Origin of the sequence: Actinomadura sp. 7K507, assembly GCF_004348425.1 — a bacterium.
GTDB lineage: Bacteria > Actinomycetota > Actinomycetes > Streptosporangiales > Streptosporangiaceae > Spirillospora.
In genome coordinates this window covers 75271-98196 of the sequence record NZ_SMKK01000001.1, presented here as the reverse complement: position 1 = coordinate 98196, position 22926 = coordinate 75271, and the positions used below count along the sequence as shown (strand labels likewise).

25 protein-coding genes are annotated in these 22926 nt (G+C 72.3%); 9 read left to right on the top strand and 16 right to left on the bottom strand.

Translation table 11 applies throughout. The annotated features are described in order from the left end of the window. Positions 1-34: 34 nt before the first annotated feature. Positions 35-1312: a sensor histidine kinase gene (locus E1285_RS00425; RefSeq protein WP_243722442.1), complete on the top strand. Its 1278-nt coding sequence runs from the start codon at positions 35-37 to the stop codon at positions 1310-1312. Then, on the top strand, positions 1300-1959 hold the full coding sequence (locus tag E1285_RS00420; RefSeq protein WP_132146272.1) for a response regulator transcription factor: 660 nt from the start codon (positions 1300-1302) through the stop codon (positions 1957-1959). Before E1285_RS00425 ends, E1285_RS00420 begins: the two co-directional genes overlap by 13 nt. 24 nt (positions 1960-1983) lie before the next feature. Here the strand turns inward: E1285_RS00420 and E1285_RS00415 are convergent, their stop codons facing one another. Further along, entirely contained in the window at positions 1984-4509 is a 2526-nt protein-coding gene (locus E1285_RS00415) for an ABC transporter permease (protein ID WP_132146269.1), read from the bottom strand. Positions 4510-4512: 3 nt separating this feature from the next. Then, entirely contained in the window at positions 4513-5274 is a 762-nt protein-coding gene (locus tag E1285_RS00410; RefSeq protein ID WP_132146266.1) for an ABC transporter ATP-binding protein, read from the bottom strand. A 302-nt stretch (positions 5275-5576) separates the two neighbouring features. On the opposite strand from E1285_RS00410, the gene E1285_RS00405 reads away from it, so the two are divergent. Continuing rightward, the gene (locus E1285_RS00405; protein WP_132146263.1) at positions 5577-6812 is read left to right on the top strand and encodes a serine hydrolase domain-containing protein; all 1236 of its coding nucleotides are present in this window, start codon (positions 5577-5579) and stop codon (positions 6810-6812) included. 30 nt (positions 6813-6842) lie between these two features. Here the strand turns inward: E1285_RS00405 and E1285_RS00400 are convergent, their stop codons facing one another. The 4 genes from E1285_RS00400 to E1285_RS00385 form a co-directional block, all read right to left on the bottom strand. Further along, on the bottom strand, positions 6843-7523 hold the full coding sequence (locus E1285_RS00400) for a response regulator transcription factor (RefSeq protein WP_132146260.1): 681 nt from the start codon (positions 7521-7523) through the stop codon (positions 6843-6845). Continuing rightward, the gene (locus tag E1285_RS00395; protein ID WP_165966402.1) at positions 7520-8686 is read right to left on the bottom strand and encodes a sensor histidine kinase; all 1167 of its coding nucleotides are present in this window, start codon (positions 8684-8686) and stop codon (positions 7520-7522) included. Before E1285_RS00395 ends, E1285_RS00400 begins: the two co-directional genes overlap by 4 nt. Before the next feature lie 126 nt (positions 8687-8812). Further along, positions 8813-9187, bottom strand: a complete 375-nt coding sequence (locus E1285_RS00390) for a hypothetical protein (RefSeq protein ID WP_132146254.1) — start codon at positions 9185-9187, stop codon at positions 8813-8815. 194 nt (positions 9188-9381) lie between these two features. Further along, positions 9382-10773, bottom strand: a complete 1392-nt coding sequence (locus E1285_RS00385) for an MBL fold metallo-hydrolase (protein ID WP_132146251.1) — start codon at positions 10771-10773, stop codon at positions 9382-9384. Positions 10774-10910: 137 nt separating this feature from the next. Here E1285_RS00385 and E1285_RS45260 point away from each other — a divergent pair, with 137 nt between their 5' ends. Beyond that, positions 10911-11057, top strand: coding sequence for a hypothetical protein (locus E1285_RS45260; protein ID WP_165966401.1), 147 nt, complete (start codon positions 10911-10913; stop codon positions 11055-11057). Positions 11058-11134: 77 nt separating this feature from the next. On the opposite strand, the gene E1285_RS00380 is transcribed toward E1285_RS45260, so the two are convergent. The 3 genes from E1285_RS00380 to E1285_RS00370 are packed head-to-tail and all read right to left on the bottom strand — an operon-like array spanning position 11135 to position 13796. Beyond that, positions 11135-12052 carry a metal-dependent hydrolase gene (locus E1285_RS00380; RefSeq protein WP_132146248.1) on the bottom strand — a complete coding sequence of 306 codons (918 nt, stop codon included), beginning with the start codon at positions 12050-12052 and terminating at the stop codon, positions 11135-11137. A gap of 5 nt (positions 12053-12057) precedes the next feature. Next, complete coding sequence (locus E1285_RS00375) at positions 12058-12978, bottom strand: alpha/beta fold hydrolase (protein ID WP_132146245.1); 921 nt, start codon at positions 12976-12978, stop codon at positions 12058-12060. Beyond that, positions 12975-13796 (bottom strand): M24 family metallopeptidase, encoded by an 822-nt coding sequence (locus E1285_RS00370; protein ID WP_132146242.1) that lies wholly within the window; start codon positions 13794-13796, stop codon positions 12975-12977. The genes E1285_RS00375 and E1285_RS00370 overlap by 4 nt, the downstream gene beginning before the upstream one ends. Before the next feature lie 254 nt (positions 13797-14050). Here E1285_RS00370 and E1285_RS00365 point away from each other — a divergent pair, with 254 nt between their 5' ends. After that, a complete protein-coding gene (locus E1285_RS00365) occupies positions 14051-15142 on the top strand; it encodes a hypothetical protein (RefSeq protein ID WP_132146239.1) in 1092 nt (363 codons plus the stop codon). 33 nt (positions 15143-15175) lie between these two features. Here E1285_RS00365 and E1285_RS00360 read toward each other — a convergent pair whose 3' ends face one another. From E1285_RS00360 to E1285_RS00340, 5 genes are all read right to left on the bottom strand, one after another. Then, positions 15176-15922, bottom strand: coding sequence for an MBL fold metallo-hydrolase (locus E1285_RS00360; protein ID WP_243722445.1), 747 nt, complete (start codon positions 15920-15922; stop codon positions 15176-15178). Positions 15923-16020: 98 nt separating this feature from the next. Beyond that, positions 16021-16371: a helix-turn-helix domain-containing protein gene (locus E1285_RS00355; protein WP_132146233.1), complete on the bottom strand. Its 351-nt coding sequence runs from the start codon at positions 16369-16371 to the stop codon at positions 16021-16023. Between the two features lie 45 nt (positions 16372-16416). Further along, the gene (locus tag E1285_RS00350; protein WP_207946312.1) at positions 16417-16725 is read right to left on the bottom strand and encodes a hypothetical protein; all 309 of its coding nucleotides are present in this window, start codon (positions 16723-16725) and stop codon (positions 16417-16419) included. Positions 16726-16824: 99 nt separating this feature from the next. Then, positions 16825-17397, bottom strand: a complete 573-nt coding sequence (locus E1285_RS00345) for a hypothetical protein (RefSeq protein ID WP_132146230.1) — start codon at positions 17395-17397, stop codon at positions 16825-16827. Then, positions 17390-17809: a hypothetical protein gene (locus E1285_RS00340; protein WP_132146227.1), complete on the bottom strand. Its 420-nt coding sequence runs from the start codon at positions 17807-17809 to the stop codon at positions 17390-17392. The genes E1285_RS00345 and E1285_RS00340 overlap by 8 nt, the downstream gene beginning before the upstream one ends. A gap of 106 nt (positions 17810-17915) precedes the next feature. Here E1285_RS00340 and E1285_RS00335 point away from each other — a divergent pair, with 106 nt between their 5' ends. The 3 genes from E1285_RS00335 (at position 17916) to E1285_RS00325 (ending at position 20438) form a co-directional block, all read left to right on the top strand. Then, on the top strand, positions 17916-19154 hold the full coding sequence (locus E1285_RS00335; RefSeq protein ID WP_132146224.1) for a histidine kinase: 1239 nt from the start codon (positions 17916-17918) through the stop codon (positions 19152-19154). Next, positions 19151-19753, top strand: a complete 603-nt coding sequence (locus tag E1285_RS00330; RefSeq protein WP_132146221.1) for a response regulator transcription factor — start codon at positions 19151-19153, stop codon at positions 19751-19753. The genes E1285_RS00335 and E1285_RS00330 overlap by 4 nt, the downstream gene beginning before the upstream one ends. A gap of 106 nt (positions 19754-19859) precedes the next feature. Beyond that, positions 19860-20438 carry a dihydrofolate reductase family protein gene (locus tag E1285_RS00325; RefSeq protein ID WP_132146218.1) on the top strand — a complete coding sequence of 193 codons (579 nt, stop codon included), beginning with the start codon at positions 19860-19862 and terminating at the stop codon, positions 20436-20438. A gap of 228 nt (positions 20439-20666) precedes the next feature. Here E1285_RS00325 and E1285_RS00320 read toward each other — a convergent pair whose 3' ends face one another. After that, the gene (locus E1285_RS00320; protein WP_132146215.1) at positions 20667-21245 is read right to left on the bottom strand and encodes a dihydrofolate reductase family protein; all 579 of its coding nucleotides are present in this window, start codon (positions 21243-21245) and stop codon (positions 20667-20669) included. Positions 21246-21463: 218 nt separating this feature from the next. On the opposite strand from E1285_RS00320, the gene E1285_RS00315 reads away from it, so the two are divergent. Next, complete coding sequence (locus E1285_RS00315) at positions 21464-22117, top strand: class I SAM-dependent methyltransferase (protein WP_132146212.1); 654 nt, start codon at positions 21464-21466, stop codon at positions 22115-22117. 65 nt (positions 22118-22182) lie between these two features. Here E1285_RS00315 and E1285_RS00310 read toward each other — a convergent pair whose 3' ends face one another. Further along, complete coding sequence (locus E1285_RS00310) at positions 22183-22776, bottom strand: hypothetical protein (RefSeq protein WP_132146210.1); 594 nt, start codon at positions 22774-22776, stop codon at positions 22183-22185. Positions 22777-22926: the final 150 nt, after the last annotated feature.

Sequence of the window (22926 nt, the reverse complement as noted above, 5' to 3'; positions counted from 1 at the left end):
CCCGAAGATCGATTGGGTGGCGTAGTGTCACCGCGTGCGTACGCTGGTGGACAACTTCAGAGCGGGGCGGCCCCGGTGGCCCGTGCGGACGCTCGTCGTCCGGCGCGCCCGCGCCATCCTGGACGCGCTCGAACATCTCATCGGGGGGCTGGGCACCGCCTTGCTGTCGTTCGCGGCGCTGGCGTCGGCCTTGCTGGTCCTGTTGCTGTGCGCCGTGGGGGTCGGCCTGTTCCTGGTGCCCGTCCTGCCCCGGATGGTCCGGGCCGTCGCCGAGCGGGAGCGGGGGAGGCTGTCCCGCTGGGGGCCCGAGATGATCACGATGGGCCCGGTGACGAGCCGGGGACGTGACGTCCTCACCGACTCGATCCTGCGGCGGGAGCTGCGCTGGCTGACGGTGCACGGCACGCTGGGCCTGCTGATCAGCGCGGTGGGGTCGACCCTGGTGGTGAACTCCGTGCAGAACGTCACGTACCCGCTGTGGTGGCGGTTCCTGCCCCCGGACGACGCCGCCCCGACGCTGGTCTTCTGGAACGTGCACCAGGAAAGCGACGCACTGGCGGTCGCGTTCCTCGGCAAACTGATGGCCGTCACGTTCCTGTTCGTCGGTCCGGGACTCGCGCGTTTGCAGGCGTGGCCGGGCAGGCGCCTCCTGGCGCCGCCGCCCGACGCCGACCTGTCGCTGCGGGTCGCGCGGCTGTCCGCCACGCGGGCCGCGGCGCTGGACGCCCACGCGACCGAACTGCGGCGCATCGAACGCTCCCTGCACGACGGGGCCCAGAACCGGCTGGTGAACATCACCGTCCTGCTCGGCGCGGCCCGCCGCGCCATGACCCGTGACCCCGACGGCGCCGAAGTCCTGCTGGAACGTACTCAGGACGCCGCAGAGCAGGCCCTGGCCGAACTCCGTGCGGTCGTGCGCAGCATCCTCCCGCCCGTCCTGGCGGACCGGGGGCTCGCCGGTGCCCTGAACGGGCTCGCCGCGGACTGCGGCGTCCCCTGCCGGGTGGACGTCGACCTACCCGGCCGCTGCGCCGTCTCCGTCGAGGCGACCGCCTACTTCGTGACGGCAGAGGCACTCACCAACATCTCCCGGCACAGCCGGGCCCGGCATGCCAGCATGACCGTGCGCCGCCGGGGCGGGCTGCTGACCCTGCGGATCGAGGACGACGGCGTCGGCGGCGCGGACGAGCACGGTGGCTCGGGACTCGTCGGCATACGGCGCCGGATCGAGGCGCACGACGGCCACCTGGAAATGAACAGCCCGGCCGGTGGGCCGACGACTCTCCGGATGGAGCTGCCGTGCGGATCGTGATCGCCGAGGACGACCCGCTGCTGCGCGAGGGGATGGCGATGCTGCTGCGCGCCGAATCCCTGGACGTGGTGGCCGCCACCGACTCCCCGAAGGCGTTCCTGGACGCCGTCGACACCGAAGGCCCCGACGTCGCCATCGTCGACGTCCGGATGCCCCCGACCCACACCGACGAGGGGATCAGGGCGGCGGTGGAGGCCCGGCGCCGCCGCCCCGGACTGGCCATCCTCGTGCTGTCGGCCCATGTCGAGCAGGCGTTCGCCAGCGAACTGCTCGCCGGCGGCGCCGACCGGCTCGGCTACCTGCTCAAGGAGAGGATCGGCCGCGTCGAGCAGTTCCTCCTCGCGTTGCACCGGGTGGCCGAGGGGGGCACCGCCATCGATCCCGAGGTCGTCACGCAGCTGATCACGCGCAGCCGTCCCGACACCGCGCTGGAGCGGCTGACCACCCGGGAGGGCGACGTGCTCGCCCTGATGGCCGAGGGCCTGGGCAACACCGCCATCGCGGAGCGGCTCTTCGTCACCGACGGCGCCGTCCACAAGCACATCCGCAACATCTTCTCCAAACTCGACCTGCCCCCCACCGACCGCACCGACCGCAGGGTCGCCGCCGTCCTGCGCTACCTGGAGAACCCCCGGGGCCGGACCTGAACCGGCGCGGCCCCGGAGGCGGGCCTATTCGCGGATGCCGATTCCCTCGACCGGCGGGGTGCGCAGGAGCCGCGCGACCGGCAGCACGGCGGCGGTCAGCGCGAGCAGGACGGTGCCGCCGACGATGCTGATCCACCCGGCGGCCGGGACGTAGGGGACGCGCTGCCCGGCCAGGGCGTTGACGATCGAGGAGAGGGTGACCGCCGCGATCGCGCCGCCGATCGCGACCGCCACTCCCAGCAGGACGGCCTGCTCGGCGTAGGCCATCCGCCTCACCTGGCCGCGGGTCATCCCGACCAGGCGCAGCAGCGACAGCTCGCGGGTCCGGGACAGCCCGGCCATGATCAGCGTGTTGGCGGCCGCGAGCACCGCGTAACCGACCAGGACGGCGATCAGCATCTTGTTCAGCCAGGCGCTGATCGCCAGGTCCTCGGCGAGTTCGCCGGTGAGTTCGCCGGTGCCGGTCACGCTGCTCGCCGGGTAGCGGTTCGCGAGCCCCGCCAGGGCGCCGCCCGCGTCGGCCCCCGGCGCGGTCCGGATCAGGACGTGGTCGTCGAGGCCGGTCACGGTGTGCCCGGCGAGCGTCTCGTTGGCCAGCGTGACGTCCCCGAACCCGAAGTTGCGGTCGTAGATCGCGACGACCCGCAGGGTGACCGGCGCGCCGTCGCCGAGCCACAGCCGCGCGGTCTCCCCGACCTCCCAGCCCGCCCAGTCCGCCGCGGACTCCGACACCGCGACGGTGTCGCCGCGCAGATCGGCGAGCTTTCCCGACCGGACGCCGAGATCCATGGTCTGCTCCACCCCCCGCGGGTCGACGCCCTGCGCGACGACCGCCATGGGTTCGAGCTTGCCGGGCACGATGACCGAGGTGCGGCGTACACCGGTCGCGGCCTGCACGCCCGGAATCCGGCGCGCGTCCTCCGCCGCCGACGCGGGCAGGCCGGCTCCGCCGGCCAGCACATGCTGGGCGAGCGTGCCGTCGCGGCTCTGCGAGACCGTCTGCCGGTCCAGGTTGTCCTGAAGGAACCAGATGGTGCCGCCCAGCCCCACGGACAGGACGAGCGCGGTCAGCACGGCCACCATGCCGCGCGCGTTCGCCCGCAGGTTCGCGGCGGCCATGTAGCCGCTGCTGCCCGCGGCGATCCGCAGGACCGGCCCGCAGACCTGGGCGGCGGCCCGGTTGATCCACGGGGCCAGCAGCGCGATCGCCAGCACGAACGTGTACAGCATGCCGACCGCGGCGCCCATGGCCGTCTGTCCGTTGGTGCCGCCGGTGATCCCGATCAGGACCACCGCGCCGGCGAGGAACAGCAGGCCGCAGACGATCCGGATCCTGCTGCCGAGGGACGGCTCGACGGCCGCCTCACCGAGCGCTTCGGTGGGCCGGATCCCGGTGGTGCGGCGCGCGGCGACCCCGGCGGAGACCAGCGCCACGGCGGCCACCGCCGCGACCGCCGCCGGCGCGGCCAGGATGCCCGAGCTCAGCGTGAACGTGTCGGGGACGAATCCCCGCGCGACCATCTCGCTCCGGATCCAGGCGGTGACGGCGAAGCCGGACGGGACGCCCGCCACGGCGGCGAGCAGGCCGAGCATGCCCACCTCGCCGAGGATGAGCAGCCGCACCTGGCCCGGGGTCGCCGCGATCGCGCGGAGCAGCGCGAGGTCGCGGCGGCGGTGCCGCACCGACAGGCCGACCGTGGCGGCGACCACGAACGCGATGATCATCGCGGCGTAGCCGGCGAACGAGCCGCCGGCCTGGATCGCCAGGTCCCTGGCGGCGGCCGCCTCGGGTTCCTCGGCCAGTCCGCGCTCGTCGCCGGTGTAGGCCGTCACCTTCGCGCCGTCCGCGATCCGGCTCACCGCGGCGGTCACGGCGTCCCGGTCGGCGCCCGGCGCGGCGACCACGCCGACCGCGTCGACGGTGTCCGGATGCGGGTCGAGCCGGGCGGCCCGCGCGTCGGTGAAGTACAGCGCGGCCCCCGATCCGGACGCGCCGGTCTCGACGACGCCGCTCACCCTGAACCGGTGGACGGCTCCGCCGCTGAGGACCTCCGTGGCGGCGCCGGGCTTCAGCCGTCCGGCCTCGGCGAGGCGGGCGTCGACGACGATCTCGCCGGCGGTCCGCGGCGGTGCGCCGGACAGCATGCGGTGCGGTGCCAGCGCCGTGCTTCCCCAGCCGTGGCCCGTCACCGCGACGGACGGCGCCGCCGGCACGGCGGCCACGATCGAACGGTCGCCCACCGCGCTCTGCACGCCGGGGACCCCGGCGAGCCGGGGGACCAGCGCCCCTGGGACGCCGCCGCGTTCGGGCAGGACGAGCGTGGCGGTCTCACGCTCGCCGAACATCTCCGGGCCGGCGACCGTGAGGTCCCGGTCGGCCACCACCGCGACCGCCCCGGAGTAGCGTTCCGCCGCTCCCTTGTAGCGGAGCCCGGACTCGGCGAGAAGCCCGCACACCGTCAGGATCATGACACCGGCGCCGAGCGCGACGAAGGTGGCGACGAAGCCGCCTTTGCGGAAGCGCAGCATCCGCAGGGCCAGGTGGAGCATCGTTCAGCCCTCCCGGCTCGCGGCCGGCCGCCGGCCGAGCATCGCCAGTTCCTCGGCGATCCGCTGGGCGCCCGGCTGCGGCATGTCCCGCACGATCCGCCCGTCGGCGAGCACCATGACGCGGTCGGCGTAGGACGCGGCGACCGGGTCGTGGGTCACCATGACGATGGTCTGCCCGGACTGGTCGACCATCGAGCGCAGCAGTCCCAGCACCTCCGCCGCGGTCTGGGTGTCCAGTGCCCCGGTCGGCTCGTCGCAGAAGATCACCTCCGGCCGCGTGACGAGCGCCCTGGCGATCGCGACCCGCTGCTGCTGGCCGCCGGAGAGCTCCGCCGGGCGGTGCCGGAGCCGCTCCGCCAGCCCGACCCGTTCGATCACCCCGGTGACCCACGCCGGATCCTTGGCCCCGCCCGCCAGCCGTGACGGCAGCAGGATGTTCTGCTCCACGGTGAGCGCGCCCACAAGGTTGAACGCCTGGAACACGAAGCCGACCCGGCCGCGGCGCAGCTCGGTCAGCTGCTTCTCCGACAGCGACGACAGGTCGGTGGCGCCGATCACGACCCGGCCCGAGGACGGCCGGTCCAGGCCCGCCGCGCAGTGCAGCAGGGTGCTCTTCCCCGATCCGGACGGTCCCATCACCGCCGTCATCGTCCCCCGGCGGAACCGCGCGTCAATGCCGGCGAGCGCGACGACGGGAACCTCGTCGCCATACGTCTTACTGACGCGTTCGACGATGACGGCGTCATCGCCCAGGGGTGCTGACATTGCGGAATGCCCTCCGGATATCGGTCTGACTGAACGGCACCCGACGCTAGGAACAACACTGATTCTGGACAATGCAGCCAGTTACCCAAGCGGGGTGGTGCAGGCACTACCCCGCTTTCATCCAGGCATTTCACGAACGCTCTGACGCGGCCGTCGTGTTCGCTGTACCGGGCCGGTAGTGCTGGCTGCACCATGTTTCTTCTCGTGTGCGTTATGGAATCGGACGCGCCGGGCCGGGATTCTTGGGTGTTCCTGAGAAAACGTCCCCTGCTCCACCGGCCAGGTGGTTTTGAGGAGAAACAGTGTCCGAGCGCTCCCAGCCCGATGCTCGTCCGAACGTCCGCCGGAGGCTTCCGCGGATCGTCGCGGCGCCGGCCGCCTGCGCCCTCGTCCTCGGGGGCCTGACGGGCTGCGCCACCGGCGACGCCGCCGACGCCGAGGCGGAGATCGGCGCGGCCAAGAACGAGATCGCCGTGCAGCGGGCGATGCAGAAGGTGGTGAAGGCCGGATATCCGGGCGTCATGGTCTCCGTGAAAGGCGAGGACGGAGAGACCCGCGACTACTCGGCCGGGGTCGGCAACCGGGAGACGGGCGAGGCGCCCCCGAAGAACGGCTACATGCGCATCGCCAGCAACACCAAGACCTTCGTCGCCGCGACCGTCCTCCAGCTGGTCGGCGAAGGCAAGCTGAAGCTGGACGCCCCGATCGACACCTACCTGCCCGGCGTCGTCAAGGGACCGGACTACGACGGCCGGAACATCACCGTGCGGAACCTGCTCGGGCACAGCAGCGGCATTCCCGACTACACCCAGGCGCTGGTGCCGGACACCGCCGGGATGCCCGACAAGACCTACACGGCGGAGCAGCTGCTCGCCCCCCTGCCGAAGATGAAGGCGGCGTTCCCGGTCGGGAAGAAGCGGGAGTACAGCAACTCCAACTACGTCATCGCCGGGATGCTCATCGAGAAGGCCACCGGCAAGCCGGTCGGCGACGCGGTCACCGAGCGGGTCATCGACCGGCTCGGCCTCGGGGACACGCACTGGCCCAAGCCCGGGGACAGGAACGTCCCGAAGCCGCGCATGGAGGGGTACACGGCCCCGCCCGGCGGGAAGCTGAAGAACGTCACCGGGATGGACCCCTCGATCTCCGGGGCCGCCGGCATGCTGATCTCCCGCCCGCGCGACCTCAACGGCTTCTTCGCCGGCCTGATCGGCGGCAAGCTGATGCCGGACGCCCAGCTGAAGGAGATGCGGAAGACCGTCGATTCGCCGGGGTCCGGCATGCCCAACACCACCTACGGGCTCGGGCTCGACAAGATCACCCTGTCGTGCGGCCCGCTGTGGGGCCACGGTGGCGACATCCACGGCTACCAGTCCCGCGGAGGCGTGACCCCCGACGGCCGGGAGGTCACGGTGGTCGTGAACGCGCTGCCCGCCGCGATCATCTCCGAGCAGTCGTCGATGAAGGCCATGGAGAAGCAGGCCATGGCGAAGATGAAGGTGGTCATGGACCTGGTCGACACGGCCGTCTGCGAGTAGCCGGACCGTCCGCGCCGGCCGCTCGGGGAGCTACATTCCCGGGGGCTGCACCGGAGGGGTGAGGCCGGACAGGATCGCGAACACGACCATCTGGGCGCGGTCGCGGGCGCCGAGCTTGAGCAGGGCCCGGCCGACGTGCGTGCGCACGGTCTCGGCGCTGATCGTCAGCCGGTCCGCGATCTCGTCGTTGGACATCCCGGTGGTCACCCAGGACACCACCTCGCGTTCCCGTTCGGTCAGGAGCCTGATGCCGGGGTGCGGCGCCATGCCCGGCCCCCGCCGGGCGAACTGGGCGATGACGCTGCGGGTGATCGAGGGCGACAGCAGCGAGCCGCCCTCGGTCACCACCCGGACCGCGCGCAGCAGTTCGTCGGGTTCGGCGTCCTTGAGGACGAACCCGCTCGCGCCGTGCCGCAGCGCCTCGAACACGTACTCCTCGAGGCCGAACGTGGTGAGCATGACCACCCGGACCGAGGCCAGCGCGGGATCGGCGGTGATCTCGCGCAACGTGGTCAGGCCGTCCAGGCCGGGCATCCGGATGTCCATGAGCACCACGTCCGGCCTGCGGGCGCGGACGACCTCCAGGCCGGCGCGCCCGTCGGCGGCCTCGCCGACGAGTTCGGCGTCGGGCTCGCCGCGCAGCAGCGTGCGCACGCCGACCCGGATCAGCGCCTGGTCGTCGATGACGACGACGCGGATCGTGCCGCTCATGGCTTCCCGCCCGTCAGCGGGAGGCGGGCCCGGACGCCGAACCCGCCGTCCGGGTGGGGCCCGGCGGCGAGAGTGCCACCGAGGACCTCCGCCTGGCTACGCAGGCCGCGAAGGCCCAGGCCGGTTCCGGGCGGGGCGGACGGGGCGTCCGCCGCGGTGTTGACGACGTCCAGCAGGAGCGCGTCCCCGTCCCTCCTGATCCGGATCCGCACCGGCACGGCGCCCGCATGCCGCAGAACGTTGGTCAGGGCTTCCTGGAGGATGCGGTAGGCGGCCGCGTCGACGGCGGCGGGCAGGCCCGCCAGGTCCGGCGCGATATCGGTGTGCACGGTCACCCCGCCGGCCTGGACGCGTTCGGTCAGCCGGTCGAGGTCGCCCAGGCCAGGGGCGGGGGTCCGGTCGGCCGTCCCCATGTCCCGGAGCCCGTCGAGCTGGGCGCGCAGGTTCTCCAGCGCTTCGCGGCTGGTGGCGCGCACGGCCTTCATGGACTGCCTCGCCTCCTCGGTGTCGCGGTCGAGCACGTGCAGCGCCACACCCGCCTGCATCGCGATGGCCGCGAGACCGTGCCCGATCGAGTCGTGCAGGTCCTGCGCCATGCGCAGGCGTTCCTCCGAGGCCACGCGACGGGCCTGCTCGGCGTGCACCCTGGCGGCCTCCTGGCGGCGGGCCCGCAGCAGCGCCCCGGCCGCCAGCGCCACCGCGAGGATCGATCCCCAGACGAGCGCGTCCCTGGACATCGGGTAGTAGCCCGAACCCGCCGGGACGCCCGCCGCGTCGCGCACCCGCTTGGCGTACAGGGCGATGATCAGCACCCCGAGATCGGCGGCGGCCGCGAGCGCGGCCTGCGTCAGCGGCCACCGGCCGGCCATCATGAACACGGCCGCGGGCACCGTCAGCATCACCGCGCCGAACGGGTAGCCGGCGGCCAGGTAGGCCGCGACGAACGCCGCGTTGAGCGCCAGCGCGATACCCGGCCGGCGCCGCAGCGCCAGCGCCAGGGACGCCGCGGTCACCAGCACGTAGCCCACGGCGTCGGGGGAGCGGGCCGAGCCCGGCTGGTGGACCGCGGAGGACCCGGTCGAGATCAGCACGGCGGCCAGGAACGGAAGGCAGACCCAGCCCTCCGCCGCCCATCTCCGCCAGCGGCCCTCCCCACCGGTCACCATCCGGACGATACCGGGCGCCCCCGGCGCCCGGCGTCCCCTTCTCGGCGTACCCGGCGGACGCGAATCCCCGTACGTGCGGGACGATCCACCGGGCCGGGGGCGGGGAGGGCTTCGCCCCTGAGGTCACCGCACCGTCGACTCCGGCGCACGCTTCCGGGACCGGTACGCCACCGTCGCGGCCACGATGCCCGCCACGAAGGCGGCGACGGCGCCGATGCCGCGGACCGAGGCCCCGGCGACCTCGCCGATCGTGTCGGCGTCGACGGCGCTGCCGGCGGTACCGGGCATCTCCGCCAGCGCGGCCAGAACGGCCAGCACGAGGGGCCAGCGCCAGGGGGTCGCGGCGATCAGGACGGCGACCAGCGTCAGGATGATCAGGCCGGGCGGCACGGGCGGCATCTCCACCCCGGCCACCTTCTGGATCACCAGGCCGGCGGCGCCGGTGACCAGTCCGGACACCGTGATCAGGGCGGCCCGGTTGAGGGGGGTCTTGCGCATGACTGGACTCCTTGCCTCGCGGAGGATCGAGCGATACCGGCGATGGTCCGGCGCAGGTCCGGCCTTCGTCGTCACCCACCGGAGGGCTCCTCCGCTACGCCCCCGGTAGTAGCGGGGGCAGGCCCGGCCCCGTCTCGCCCGTGCTCCGCGCGTGGCAAGGAGTCGTACATCCTGATCGGCCACGTCGTCAGGGGTCAGTGGCCGGCGAAGTGCAGGCCCGCGTCCTCGGCGTTGCCGAAGGCGTCGTCGATGTGCACCACCCGGCGCCCGGCCCGCCGGAGCAGGCTGCTCGCGGCGGCGGCCCGGTAGCCGGCGCCGCAGTGCACCCACACGGTCCCGTCCGGGACCTCGTGCAGCCGGTGGGGCAGATCGGGCAGCGGGACGTGCACCGCGCCGTCGATGTGGCCGGCCTGCCATTCGCCGCGGAGGCGCACGTCCAGCACGACGTCCGCCGCGGGCAGGTGCCCGGGTGCGTTCCCGGCGCGTGCGGCGGCGAGGTCGGCGAACGACGCGACGGCCAGTTCGCCCAGGCGAGTCGCGTCGCCCGCGGCCCACTCCCGCGGGGTGCCGCTCGCGGCGGCGGCCGGGCGGTCGATGCCGATGCGCGCCAGTTCCCGCTGCGCCGCCGCCACCTGCTCGCGGCTCTCGCCCAGCAGCGTGAGCGGCGCGTCCCAATCGGCCATCCAGCCCAGCCAGGTCGACATCGGGCCGTCCAGGCCGAAGCTCAGCGTCCCGGCAAGGTGCCGCTGCGCGAACGCCTTGCGGGAGCGCAGGTCCACGACCCACTCGCCCGCGGTGACGCGCTCGTGCAACTCGGCGGCGTCCGCGGTCCTGGCCGGGGTGAGGTCGATCAGGTCGGGGCCGGCGGTGTTGCGGACGCCCATGTGCGCGTAGTACGCGGGGTAGGCGTCCAGCCCGTCGAGGGTCTGCGTGACGAAGTCGTCGGCCTCCAGCCGCAGCACCGGATTGGCCCGCTTCTCCTGGCCGATGGTCGAGGCCGTGGCGTCGGACTGACCCGCGGAGCAGAAGCTCCCGAAACCGTGCGTGGGCCAGATGTGCGCGCCGTCCGGCAGGAGGTCGGCCAGTCGCCGCGCCGACATGTGCTGCCGGTGGGCGAGGGGGTGGGCGTGCTCCGGCCCGAGCAGATCGGTGCGGCCGGTGGTGCCGAACAGCAGCGACCCGCCGGTGAACACCCCCTCCGGACCGGCCGGCCCGGACACGATGTAGGACAAGTGGTTGAAGGTGTGCCCCGGCGTGGCGACAGCGCGGACGCGCATCGTCTCCGACACGGCGATCTCGTCGCCGTCGGCGACGTTCACCCGGTCGAACTTCACGTCGTCCGCGGCGGCGACCAGGTACGCGGCACCGGTCGCCCGCGCCAGCGCCAGGCCGCCGGAGACGTAGTCGTTGTGCACATGGGTCTCCGCGACGTGCGTGATGCGGACGTCGAGCCGTCCGGCCAGGGCCAGGAAGCGGTCGATGTCGCGCTGCGGATCGACCACCAGGGCGTCCCGCCCGTCATGGGCCAGGTAGCTGCGGTCACCGAGGGACGAGGTCTCCACCACCTCGATATGGATCGTGGGCATGTCTCCCACCGCTTTCGGGTCGTAGGTCATGAACCGATAAGTCTCGCCTACCCGGGCGACACCCCGGGTCATGGCCGGGGCCCGGCGAAGATTCCCCGGACCGGATCCGGGTAGTCGGGTGCCGGGAGGTGGTTGCGATGACCGACGTCTCATCCCTGCTGGGGATCGGCACGATCCTGATCGTCATCGTCGGCGTGGCGTTCCTGGTCGGGCTCTTCTACCTGGGAGACCGGAGCGCGGGACGCCGCGATGATTCCGACCCCCGGCCCCGCCGCAGGTACTGACCGGCGCGACGGCGTGCAGAGCGCTACCGCTGCGCGGGGACGTCCGTAGCCCAGGACCCGCAGGCCGCCTGCGCCGCCTACGCCGGGCGGGGCCGCTTCGCGGTCGCCGCTTGGGCGGCGGGTGAGGTGGCCAGGTAGTCCAGGGCCTTCTGGGTGGAGCATTCGGCGGACGGATGGTAGGTGCGCCTGAGGTAGGCGCGGGCGGCGCGGACCATGAACCTGTTGCTCGGCAGCAGGTCACGGCGGACGGCGCGGCGGTAGTCCCGGACGCGAGGGCGGACGCCCTGCAGCGTCGGGTCCTTGGCGCACAGGTAGACCGCCCCGGCGTAAATGGCCAGCGGAAGCGCGGTCACGCCCACGAAGAAGGCGGCGAACCTCGGCCAGTACCTGCCGGACACGTGCTGGTAGACGTCGAAGGCGACGGAGCGGTGCTCGACCTCTTCCGCGCCGTGCCAGCGCAGCAGATCCATCATGGTGGGGTCGGCGCCGGCGTCGTCGAGTTCGCGGTTGTCCAGGATCCACTGGCCGAGGACGGCGGTGTAGTGCTCGATCCCGGCGATGATGCCGATGCGCACGTACAGCCAGCGCCTGCGGGAAACGAGCCGCAGCGGCGGCCGGTCGCCGAGGATGGCCCTGAACAGCCATTCGATCTTGCGGGTGAGCGGCCGGGGGTCGAGTCCGCGGTCGAGCATCTGCTGGTCGAGGACGCCCTGGTGGGAGTAGGCGTGCACGGCCTCCTGGCCCATGAACCCCTTGACCTCCTGGCGGAGGCGGGCGTCGTCCTCGTCGATCAGGGGGAGCGCCTGCTTGTACACGTGGACGAACCAGCGCTCGCCGGCCGGCAGCAGCAGGTGCAGGGTGTTGATGAAGTGGGTGGCGACGGGTTCGCCGGGGATCCAGTGCAGGGGCGTCCCGGCCCAGTCGAACTTCACCCGCCGCGGAACGATGACGGGGTGCCGCTCGTCGACGGCGGCCGTGTCGTCGGACTCGGTCATGGGGCCTACCTCTCCGTCCGCATCTTCGTCGTGGGGGGCGCCGAGGCTTCGATGTGGTGGACCAGTTCCGAAACGGCGGCCGCCACTTCGGGGGCGTGCGGGCCGAGGGCGCCCCAGTGCCCGGTGCGCAGTTCCCGCCGCCACAGCCGTCCGGTGTAGCGGCTCAGGTCCTTGGACTGCTCTGGTGAGACGAACAGGTCCCTGGTGGGCGCGATGACCTGGACGGGTACCTCCGTACGGGCCGACTCGCCGGGCCGAAGGAAGCGCGAGGCGTTGGCCTTGTAGAGCTTCATCCCGTAGAGGGCGTCCTGGCGGAACGTCGGGGCGGGTCTCCTGTCGACGCCTTCCGGCCGTTTGATGAGCACCGGGAACATCCGCGTACCGCCCAGCCGCCACACCAGCTGGCCGACCCCGGGGATCATGCCGCCCAGCAGGTACCAGGAGCGGGCGAACTGGCCGGACAACTGCTTCAGGTGGCGGGGCGTAGGGCGGCGCAGGCGGTCGCGGACCCACTGGCCGAAATGCTCGATGCACGGCCCGGAGATAGAGGTGAAGGAGGCGACGCGGCCGGCTACCCGCGTGCCGGTGACGGCTCCCCAGCACTGCACCGAACCCCAGTCGTGCCCGACCAGATGCACGCTCCGGCCCGGCGAGACGGCGTCCAGCACCACACGAAGGTCCTGGGACAGGTTCTCCATCGAGTAGGACCGGGTCCGGCGTGGACGCATCGAGCCGTCGGCGCCGCGCACGTCGTAGGTGACCACGTGGAACTCCTCGGCCAGCAGCCCCGCCACCGGCTCCCATACGGCCTGTGTGTCGGGGTAGCCGTGCACGAGCACGATGGTCGTCCGGCCCGGATGACCGTACTCGCGGACCGCGAGGCTCCCTCCACCGGAGCCGACCTCACGGCCGTCGAAGTCGCTCATGTGAGATCTCCGCTCGCCTGCGCCGCCCACCTGCGGACGTGCGGGAGATCGTCGTCCAGCCAGTACGCGTCGTCCTCGGTGACCACGAGCAGCTCTTCGAACTTGGCGCCCACGTCGCCCGAGGCCAGGTGGGGTTCCACCGCCCACAGTCCCGGAGTCGGCGGATGCTGCGATCGGCGCGAGCCGTTCCACAGCGTGGAGCGTCCCTGCAGGCGTTCCTTGATCAGCTCCCGGCCGACGGTCTGGGCGGTGCGCACGCCGAAGGCGCCCACGATGACGTTGCGGGGGAGCCGGCCCGAGACCCGGCCGACCTGGTGGCCGATGACCCGGCCGGGGTACTTGCGGTGCCGGTTCTCGTGCCCGTGCCGGACGATCTGCCGATCGACCTCGGCGTAGATGTCGGCGAAGGTCCGCCGCTCCCGCACCCGCTCCACGATCAGGCGGCGGTAGACGGCCAGGTCGGACACCAGCCGCTCCCAGCGCTCGTTGCCGCCCAGGCATCCCGCGTAGCCGATGTCCGCGGTGTAGCCGTCGGCGATCGGTGCCGCGTCCAGGATGTAGGGCATGCCCTCTTCCAGCCGACGGTTCGTCGGCAGGAACTGGTGCGGCAGGGCGATCCCGCGGAAGGCGGTGCGGTCCCCGAACCACGCGAACGGAACGTGGAACCAGTCGTCCACCCCGCGGTCGGCCAGCCGGCGGCGCATCCTTCTCGCCGCCTGCCGCTCGGTCACTCCCGGTTCGAGACCGGCCGCCACCTCCTCGGCCGCCTGGTAGGTCAGCCCCTGCAACCGGCGAAACCGCTCCAGCCCCTCGTCCATCCCGCACACTCCAAGCGCTGGTCACCGATGCCGCGACCACGCAATTAGACGCCTGGTCCAATATCGTGGGAAGCCCCGCGAAAAGTCAAGGAACCGCCGGCGGTGACCGGGGCCGGACGGCGCCGCGGTCCGCGGCACAGTCCTTCCACCACCGCGAATGACGTAAGGTCCGTCTTGATCGTCGGCCTATGCGGGCGCGCTGTCCGGCGTGATACTGAACGGGTGCCTGTCGCGGGGGGAACTGGGGGCGGACCATGAGTGCTGAGGTCGCCGCCGTGTTCTGGGCCGTGGTCGGGGCGCGGTTCCTGCTTCCGCTGCTGATCCTCCGCTACCCGCTGCCCGCGATCCTCGGGTGCCTGGTCCTCGACGCCGTCGACCAGACGATCTTCCAGTCGTTCGGCTACGACCCCCCGGGCTACCAGGGCTACGACAAGGCGATGGACGTCTACTACCTCGCCATCGCCTACCTGGCGACCATGCGGAACTGGACGAACGGGTTCGCCTTCAAGACGTCCCGGTTCCTCTACTTCTATCGCCTGGTCGGCGTCGTGGCGTTCGAACTGACCCAGTCGCGGGCACTGCTGCTGGTCTTCCCGAACGCCTTCGAGTACTTCTTCATCGCCTACGAAGCGATCCGCAGCCGCTGGGACCCGGTGCGGTTCCTGGCGGCGTTCTGGCTGACGGCCGCCGCGCTCATCTGGATCGTGATCAAGCTGCCGCAGGAGTACTGGATCCACGTCGCCAAACTCGACTTCACCGACACGCTGGCCGAGGTCCCCTGGTTCGGTCCCGCGGTGGTCGTCGCGCTGCTGGCGGCGGCCGCGGCGTTCTGGTTCGCGGTGCGGCCACGCCTGCGGCCCGCCGACCGGCGGTGGGAACTGACCGCCGACCGGCTTCCGGAACCGGTCGACACCGCCGAAGAACGGGACGACTGGTCGGCCGCGCACGGCCGGGTGCTGTCGCTGGTCACCGTCGAGAAGATCTTCCTCGTCGGCCTCATCAGCGTGCTCTTCGCAGAGGTGCTCCCCGGCTTGCGGACCACCGGCATGCAGCTGTTCCTCGCGCTGGCGGTGCTCGTGGTCCTGAACACCACGTTCAGTCTGTGGACGGCCCGCGCCCGGCGCGGCGTCCAGACGGCGGCCATGGCCTTCCTGATCCGGCTGGCCCTCAACGTCGGGCTCGTCCTGGTCGCCGAATGGCTGCTGGGACGGGAGGGAGGCGCTCTCGACATGCTCCACACCGCCTTCTTCATGCTGCTGCTCAGCCTGATCACGTCGCTGCACGACCGGTACCGGCCCGTGTACGAGGTCAGGGCCGCGGAGACGGCGGCCGCGGCGCAGCGCTGACCGGCCGGCGCGGCGTCCCCGGCGGCACGTAGCTCACGGGTCCCATGCCAGCTCCTCCTCGGGTGCCAGGACGGTGACCTCCGTGGGCAGGCCGCGTGCCTCCACGGCCTTCGCGAAGGCGGGCGCGGGGGACTGCAGCCGGTCACCGAAGAAGGGCTTCATCCCGTACGGGAACAGGGTTCCCCAGTGCACGGGGACCGCCCGGCGGGGCCGCAGCCGGGCCACGGCCTCGGCGGCGTCGTCGGGGTCGAGATGTCCCGCGCCCAGGTTGGGGCCCCACCCCCACACCGGGATCAGGGCCATGTCGAGCCGCGGGCACAGCGTGCGCATGTCCGCGAAGAGGGCCGTGTCGCCCGCGAAGTAGACGGTGGCCTCCGAGCCGGTGACCAGGTAGCCGATCGCGTCCGCGTCCGGCCCGAACGGAACCCGGCGGCCGTCGTGCACCGCGGGCGTCGCGGTGACCGTGACCGGCCCGACCGTGCAGGACCCGCCCGCCCGCAGCGTGACCGGATCCCGGATCCCGTGCCGCCGCAGGAACTCCTCGCTGCCGGCCGGTGCGATGACCCGCGTCCCGGCCCCGAGGAGCGCCAGCGAGGGCGGGTCGCAGTGGTCGTGGTGCAGGTGCGACAGGACGACGGCGTCGACGCCGGCGTACGCCTCGGCGGGCAGGGGAGGCGGGACGCGGCGCAGGAACGTCACCCGGTCCCGCAGGATCGGATCGGTGATCAGCCGGACGCCGTCGACCTCGACGAGAACCGTGGAGTGACCGAGAAAGCGCACGTGAGGCAAGATCCGCTCCCTGAACCGCGCAGGAGGACATCGATGGTTCCTACGATCGCAACCTATTACGGCGGCCGCGACCAGCGGACTGAGCGCCATCACCTCTTGAGCGGGTGATCATGTTCTTTCGCCCAGCGCCGGGCCCACGCGTCCAGGGGCCGGAGCTGTTCGAGCAGTTCCCGCCCCATGGCGGTGAGCGCGTAGCCCGCATCGGTGCGCTCGACGATCGACGCCTCGTTCAGCTCGCGCAGGCGATCGGCGAGCACGCTCGACGAGACCTGGCCGCAGCGTCGCTGCAGCTCACGGAAGGTGGGTGCGTCCTCACCCCGCAGCTCCCAGATGATGCGGAGAGTCCAGCGGTGGCCGAGCAGGTCGAGCAGTGCCATGACCGGCCTGCCGCTCTCGGAACCGCGGACCGGCCGGCCGGGCAGGGGCGTCGGTCGGGACATGCGAACCTCACTTTGGTTTCCGAAGCACCATGCTAGCGGCGCGGTTCAGGGGAGGACCACGACGGTGACGAACAAGGGGGTCCAGCTAGGGTCGGTGTAAGCGGTGACCAGGATGTCGCCGGCCTCAAGGTCGGCCCGCGCCATGTCCGTGACGACACGGGCACGGCCCTCCACGGTCCCGGCCGACACAGGCAGGCCGGGCAGCCCGCCGGGCGGGGCGTCGTCACGCCGGTACCGGCCGGTGACGGCCTCGCCGTCCGAGGTGATGACCCGGGGCGCTGTGAGGGCCTCGTGCGACCGGAACGCCCGCCGCCTTTCCACGATGAGTTCGGCGTCCACGGCGCCGGTCCGCACGGCCTCCTGCAATTCCTGGAAGCGGAGGAAGAAGATGTCCTCTTTCTCGCCAAGGATGCCGGAGCGGACGACCGGCGTGCGGCGCGCGCGCCGGCCCGGTCACAGGACGAAGGCGAGCTGCGCGGCGATGATGATGTCGACCACGGCGCACCATTGCGCGTAGGAGCGGAGCACGACCTTGTCGAGCTTGAGATGGACGAGGTCCCACAGGCCGTGCGCGAACCAGCCCGCCGCCACGATGTAGCGGCCCGCGTCGGGGGCGGCGACGAGTCCGATCAGGGCGACGGCGCCGAACCCGATCATGCCCAGCGCCTGGGCCTGCAGCACACCGGATCGGAACAGCCGCCCCTTGACGCCGCCCCAGACCAGGACGGCCAGCGCCACACCGGCCACGACCGCGGCCGGTTCGACGACGTCCGCCGCTTCCAGGACGGTGAAGCCGACGAGCCCGGCGGCGAGCACCCCCCAGGTCGCCCGGCGCCACTGGAACGTCTCGACCAGCAGGTACAGGAGCGGCAGCAGGGACAGCGCCGAGGCCAGGGACGTGACGCCGTCGTCCGTCCCGCTCCCGCCCCAGGTCGCGGCGCTCATCGCGACGGCGAGTGCCATGGGCCAGAAGCGCCGGACGGCGGCGGGCCGGAAGCGGCGTGGCGCGGTGACGCTCTCAGCCATGGGTCGCACCCCCGTACTCGGCGCGGCGGCGGAGCATCACCAGGAGCATCGCAGGCAGCATGACGAGGTGCTCCAGGAGCATCAGGGACCCGGCCGGAATCGCACCGAGCCACAGCAGCGGGAACAGCACGGCCAGCGGCGCGAACATGGCGGCCGTCATCTCCAGCGAGCTCGCCCAGCCGTGTCCCCGGTAGCGCATCCAGATGACCATCCCGGCGGACATCTCGGCGGCCATCTCCAGGGAGGTCCACTCCTCGGCTCCGGGTGCGTCCAGTCCCGCGAGGGTCAGGACGCCCTGGACGGCGAGGCCGAAGACCGCCATTCCGACGAACATCGCCGCGATCATCTCCAGGTAGTGGCGCAGGAAGCGCCGCCAGTCCGTCGCCGGCGGTCGGTCGGTCGTCGTTGCCATGACGATGTCCCTTCTGTACGGGGCCGGGGTATGTTCGCCTTCGATGGTGCTGGGCGCCGGGGACCTGGGGCAGTGCCGGAACCGCACGGGAGAACGGGGATTCGTCATGGGATCGGATGACATTCGTCATACGCCTCCCACTCCCGGTGCCGGGGCCGGTGCGGCCGGCCGGGAGCGGAGCCTGGAGCGGTTCCGCCGCCACGTCCAGTGGTCCCTGGCCGGGACGTTCGCGCTTTTCGTGGCGCTGTTCGTCGAGGACTGGATCACGCACCCGGACCTGCCCGCCTGGGGACGCGCGGTGGCCGCCGCGGCGATGCTCGTGCTGAGCGCGGCGATGGTGGTGCTGCTGGGCCGGCGGCTGCCGCCCGCCGGCGCGGCGGTCCGGCCGCCGGTGGCGTGGCTGGCCGCCGGGGCCGCGGCCGCGGCGGTGCTGGGGGCGGTCCCGCTGACGCTCCCCGGACAGCGGCTGTGGTCGCTCGCGCCCGCGGTGATGGTCTCGCTCACCGCGATGTTCCTGCCGCCGGAACGGCGCCGCGTCCTCATCCCCGCCGCGATCGTCGCCGCCGCCGTGATCGGCGGGACGGCGGGCGGGCTCACCGGCGACGGATGGCGGTTCGCCACGGCGTTCCCCGCCGCGATGGTCGCCGTCACCGCGTGGATGATGCTCGGGACGCTGTGGGCCTGGGACCTCGCCGACCGGCTGAACCAGGCCCGCGGGATGGCCGCCGAGCTGGCGGTCAAGGACGAGCGGCTGCGCTTCGCCGCCGACCTGCACGACATCCAGGGCCACCATCTGCAGGTCATCGCGCTCAAGAGCGAGCTGGCGGCGCGGCTCGCCGGCGCCGACCCGCGGCAAGCCGCGGCGGAGATGACCGAGGTGCACCAACTGGCGGTCGGTGCGCTGCGCGACACCCGGGCGGTCGTCCAGGGGTACCGGCGCACCACGCTGGAGGAGGAACTCGCCAACGCGGCCAAGGTGCTGACCGCCGCGGGCATCGACACCCGCGTGGAACCGGACGCGGGCGCGGGCGGGGGAGCGGGCGCGCTGCCGGACGCCTGCCGCCACCTGCTGGGCCTGGTGATGCGGGAGGCGACCACCAACATCCTGCGGCACAGCCGGGCCCGGCACGCCACCATCGGCTACCGGGCCGCGGACGGCTCGGCCCGGCTCCGGGTCCGCAACGACGGCGCCGCCGGCGCGTCCGGCCCCGGGGCGGGCACCGGCCTGCGCGCCCTCACCGACCGGCTGGAGCGGGCCGGGGGCACACTGTCCTGGGAACACGACGACGAGTGGTTCGAGCTGACCGGCTCCCTGCCGCTCCCCGCGGAGGCGGGCATCCGATGATCAAGCTGTTGATCGCCGACGACGAGGACCTGCTCCGCGGCGCCCTGGCCGCGCTGCTGGAGCTGGAGGACGACCTGACCGTGGCCGCCGAGGCGTCCACCAGCACCGACGCCGTCCGCCTGGCGCGGCGGCACCGGCCGGACATCGCCGTCCTCGATCTGGAGATGCCGCCGGCGGACGGACTGCACGCCGCCGAGCGGATCCGCGCCGAACTCCCCACCCGGATCATCCTGGTCACCCGGCACGCCCGCCCCGGGGTGCTGCGCCGCGCGCTGGCCGCCGGGGTGAGCGGGTTCGTCCCGAAGACCACGCCCTCGGCCCGGCTCGCCGAGATCGTCCGGGACGTCGCCGCGGGCCGCCGCTACGTCGACCCCGACATCGCCGCGTCCGCGCTGACCGAGAACGACTGCCCGCTCACCGCCCGGGAACTGGAGGTCCTGCACGCGTCCCGGAAGGGCGCCTCGATCAACGAGATCGCCGCCGAGGTGCACCTCGCTTCCGGGACCGTCCGCAACTACCTGTCGTCCGCCATGGCGAAAATGGGCGCGAGCTCCAGGCACGCCGCCGCACACCGCGCCTGGGAGGAGGGCTGGATCTGACCCTGCCGGGGCCCGCCGAAACCGACGCCGGATAGCGGCGATGAGTCTCGCCGTTGCGGCCGGTCTGTATCCCCGACACGCGACAAACCGCTTTGAGGAGGCCACCGTGCCCGCCACGTACACCTTCGACGTCTTCTCCAGCCTCGACGGCTTCGGCGCCGCCGGCGGCGACTGGACCGGCTACTGGGGCAAGCAAGGCCCCGGACTCCTCGACCACCGCCTCGCCCTGTACGGCGAGGAGCAGCGGATGGTCTTCGGCGCCCACACGTATCGGGTGTTCGCGCGGATGCTGGCCTCCAGCACCGAGGAGTCCGAGGTGCGTGACCCGTGGGTCACGCGGATGACGAACCTGCCGGCGACGGTGGTGTCGACCACGCTGGACGGACCCCTCGACTGGCCGGACGCGACCCTTGTGAACGGCGACGCCGTCGACGTCGTCGCCCGGCTCAAGGAGGAGTCCGAGGTCCCGTTGCGCTCGCACGGGAGCCTGTCGATGAACCGGGCGCTGATGGCCGCCGGTCTGGTCGACCGCGTCCAGGTGACGCTGTTCCCTGTGATCACCGGTCAGACCGGACTCGACCCGATCTTCCAGGGCGCGGCCGACTTCGACCTCCAGCTGATCGAGCACCGGACGCTCGACGACCACATCCAAGAGCTCATCTACCGGCCCAGCCTGCATGCCTGAGTCCATTCAGGCATCCACCTCGCCAGCAGGCGACCGTGACCGGAGGTTTTCGGCGTCAGGGGCCGGCCTCCGGGAATCGACCAGCGGTGCGAGGTCGCCGGCGCCCTGTTCGCGGCCCGCCGGCCGCCTCCAGTACGAAACGGTCATGCCCGCCCCCGGGCACGTGACATGTGTGCTGCGGTCCGTGCGATTCGATCATGGATCGGGTGCGGGCATGACGGCTATACGTCAGTGGAGGGTGGGGCGGTAGATGAGCTCTTGGATGTGGCCGTCGAGGTTCCGGTGCTCGATCAGCTCCAGGTCGAAGTCGGCCGCGCCACGGAAGATCGGGTCTGCCCCGGTCTGACCGGTGAGCACGGGGAAGAGCGTCACCTGGACGCGGTCGACCAGACCGGCGGCCATCAAGGCCCGGTTCATCGACAGGCTCCCGTGCGAGCGTAACGGGACCTCGGACTCCTCCTTGAGCCGGGCGACTACGTCGACGGCGTCGCCGTTCACAAGGGTTGCGTCCGGCCAGTCGAGGGGTCCTTCGAGGGTCGTCGAGACCACCGTCGTCGGCAGGTTCCGCATCCGTGCGTTCACGGGATCACCGACCTTGGACTCCTCGGTGCTCGCCCCCAGCACCTGCACGAACTGCCGATAGGTGTTGGCCCCGAGGACCATCCGCTGCTCCTCGCCGTAGAGGGCGAGGCGGTGGTCGAGAAACTCGGGGCCTTGCTTGCTCCAGTAGCCGCCCCAGTCGCCGTCCTCGTAAGAGCCGAAGCCGTCGAGGGTGGAGAAGACGTCGAAGGTGTAGATGGCGGTCATGTCGTGGACCTCCAGAGTGGGCGACCGGCCCGTTGCCGGTCTCTCACCTTGGCTACGAACGGGCTCGGCGCCTTTCGACACCCGCGCGGGCCCGTCGTGAGGACCCTGCACGCCTCGTCCATGGCTCCGGTTTGCCATTCACGCAACAGATTTTGCCGATCCGCCTCCGGAGCGGTCACCATTGCCGGACCAGGTGGGACCAACGGGGAGGACGGCCGATGACGCACGAGTTCGACAAGGAGTACTGGGAGCGGCGCTGGCGGCAGGGAGGCGCCGACGGCTCCATGGACGGGTACCCGCCGAACCCCTACCTTGCTCGTGAGGCAGGCGAGCTGGTGCCCGGAACAGCGCTGGACGCGGGCTGCGGTGCCGGTGCCGAGGCGATCTGGCTCGCCTCGCGCGGGTGGCAGGTGACCGCGGCCGACATCTCGTCCGAGGCCCTCGCCCGCGCCGCCGGGCGCGCGGCGGCGAGCGACGTGTCCGAGCGCCTGCACTGGGTCGAGGCGGACTTGGGCGTCTGGCACCCGGGCACGCACTTCGACCTGGTCACGACGCACTACGCCCATCCGGCGATGCCGCAGTTGGAGTTCTACGACCGTATCGCCGGTTGGGTGGCGCCCGGCGGCACCCTGCTGATCGTCGGTCACCTCCACGACCACGGCGCCCCCGGCGGGGGAGCGGAGCATGGCCACGGGTCCGGGCACCATCCACCCGCGGAGGCGTCGGCCACCGCCGCGGCCATCACGGCACGTCTGGACGAGACGGCCTGGAAGGTCGTCACCGCCGAGGAGGGCCACCGGACGCTCACCGGTCACGGGGGCCGAGAGGCCCTCCTCCACGACGTCGTCGTGCGCGCCATCCGGCGCCACTAGCCACCCCGTCCGCCGATCGGCCAACCGTGCCGGACGTAACACGGCACCGACGGCGGACGAACCGGTCATTCGGGCAAGGATCGTAGGTAGGACATGAGGGCCCTGCCGCGCGGGGAGAGGCGGTAGCCGGTCTCCAGGCTTTCGGTGAGGCCGTGGGTTTTGAGGCGGCGGACGTCGGCCTTGAAAGGGAGCTTGTCGCGGTCCAGACGTTCGGCCAGGTCCTGGGCGCGCAGGCCGGGGTGTTCCTCGATGAGGCGCAGGACCTCGCCGGTCCAGGGGCCGCGTCGGCTGCGGGCGTCGACGGCGTCCAGGGCGGCTTTGAGGTCGGCCAGTTCCTGGTCGGTCAGGTCGGCGTTGCCGGCCAGCTCCGATCGGGGGTCGGGGCCGCCCAGATGGAGCATGACGCGGTGGTAGCCGCCCTCCTTGGTGCTCTTGGACAGGGCGGTGAGCAGCGCCGCGCGGTCTTCGAAGCCCGAACGGGCGGCGTCCTCCTCGGTGATCTCCTCGGGGGTGACGGCCGTGACCGAGTCGATGACGATGACCCCCGCCCAGGTGCGCTGGGTGCTCCCCGCGCGGACCCGGGGCTCGGCCCACACCCGGAACACCCGATCGATCCGCCCGTCCGCGATCCCCTCAAGGACCTCCCGCCTGAACAACATCGTTCCCTCCCGAGTGATGCGCCTCCTTCCAGATATACGTGGACATGCCTGCGGTACGGGTCGAACCAGGCACCGTCGACGTCCTGGCCAGCCCGAGCGCTACCTGCGCCCGCGTCCAGGCGGATTCGGCGGCGTGCTGCAGTTAGTTGG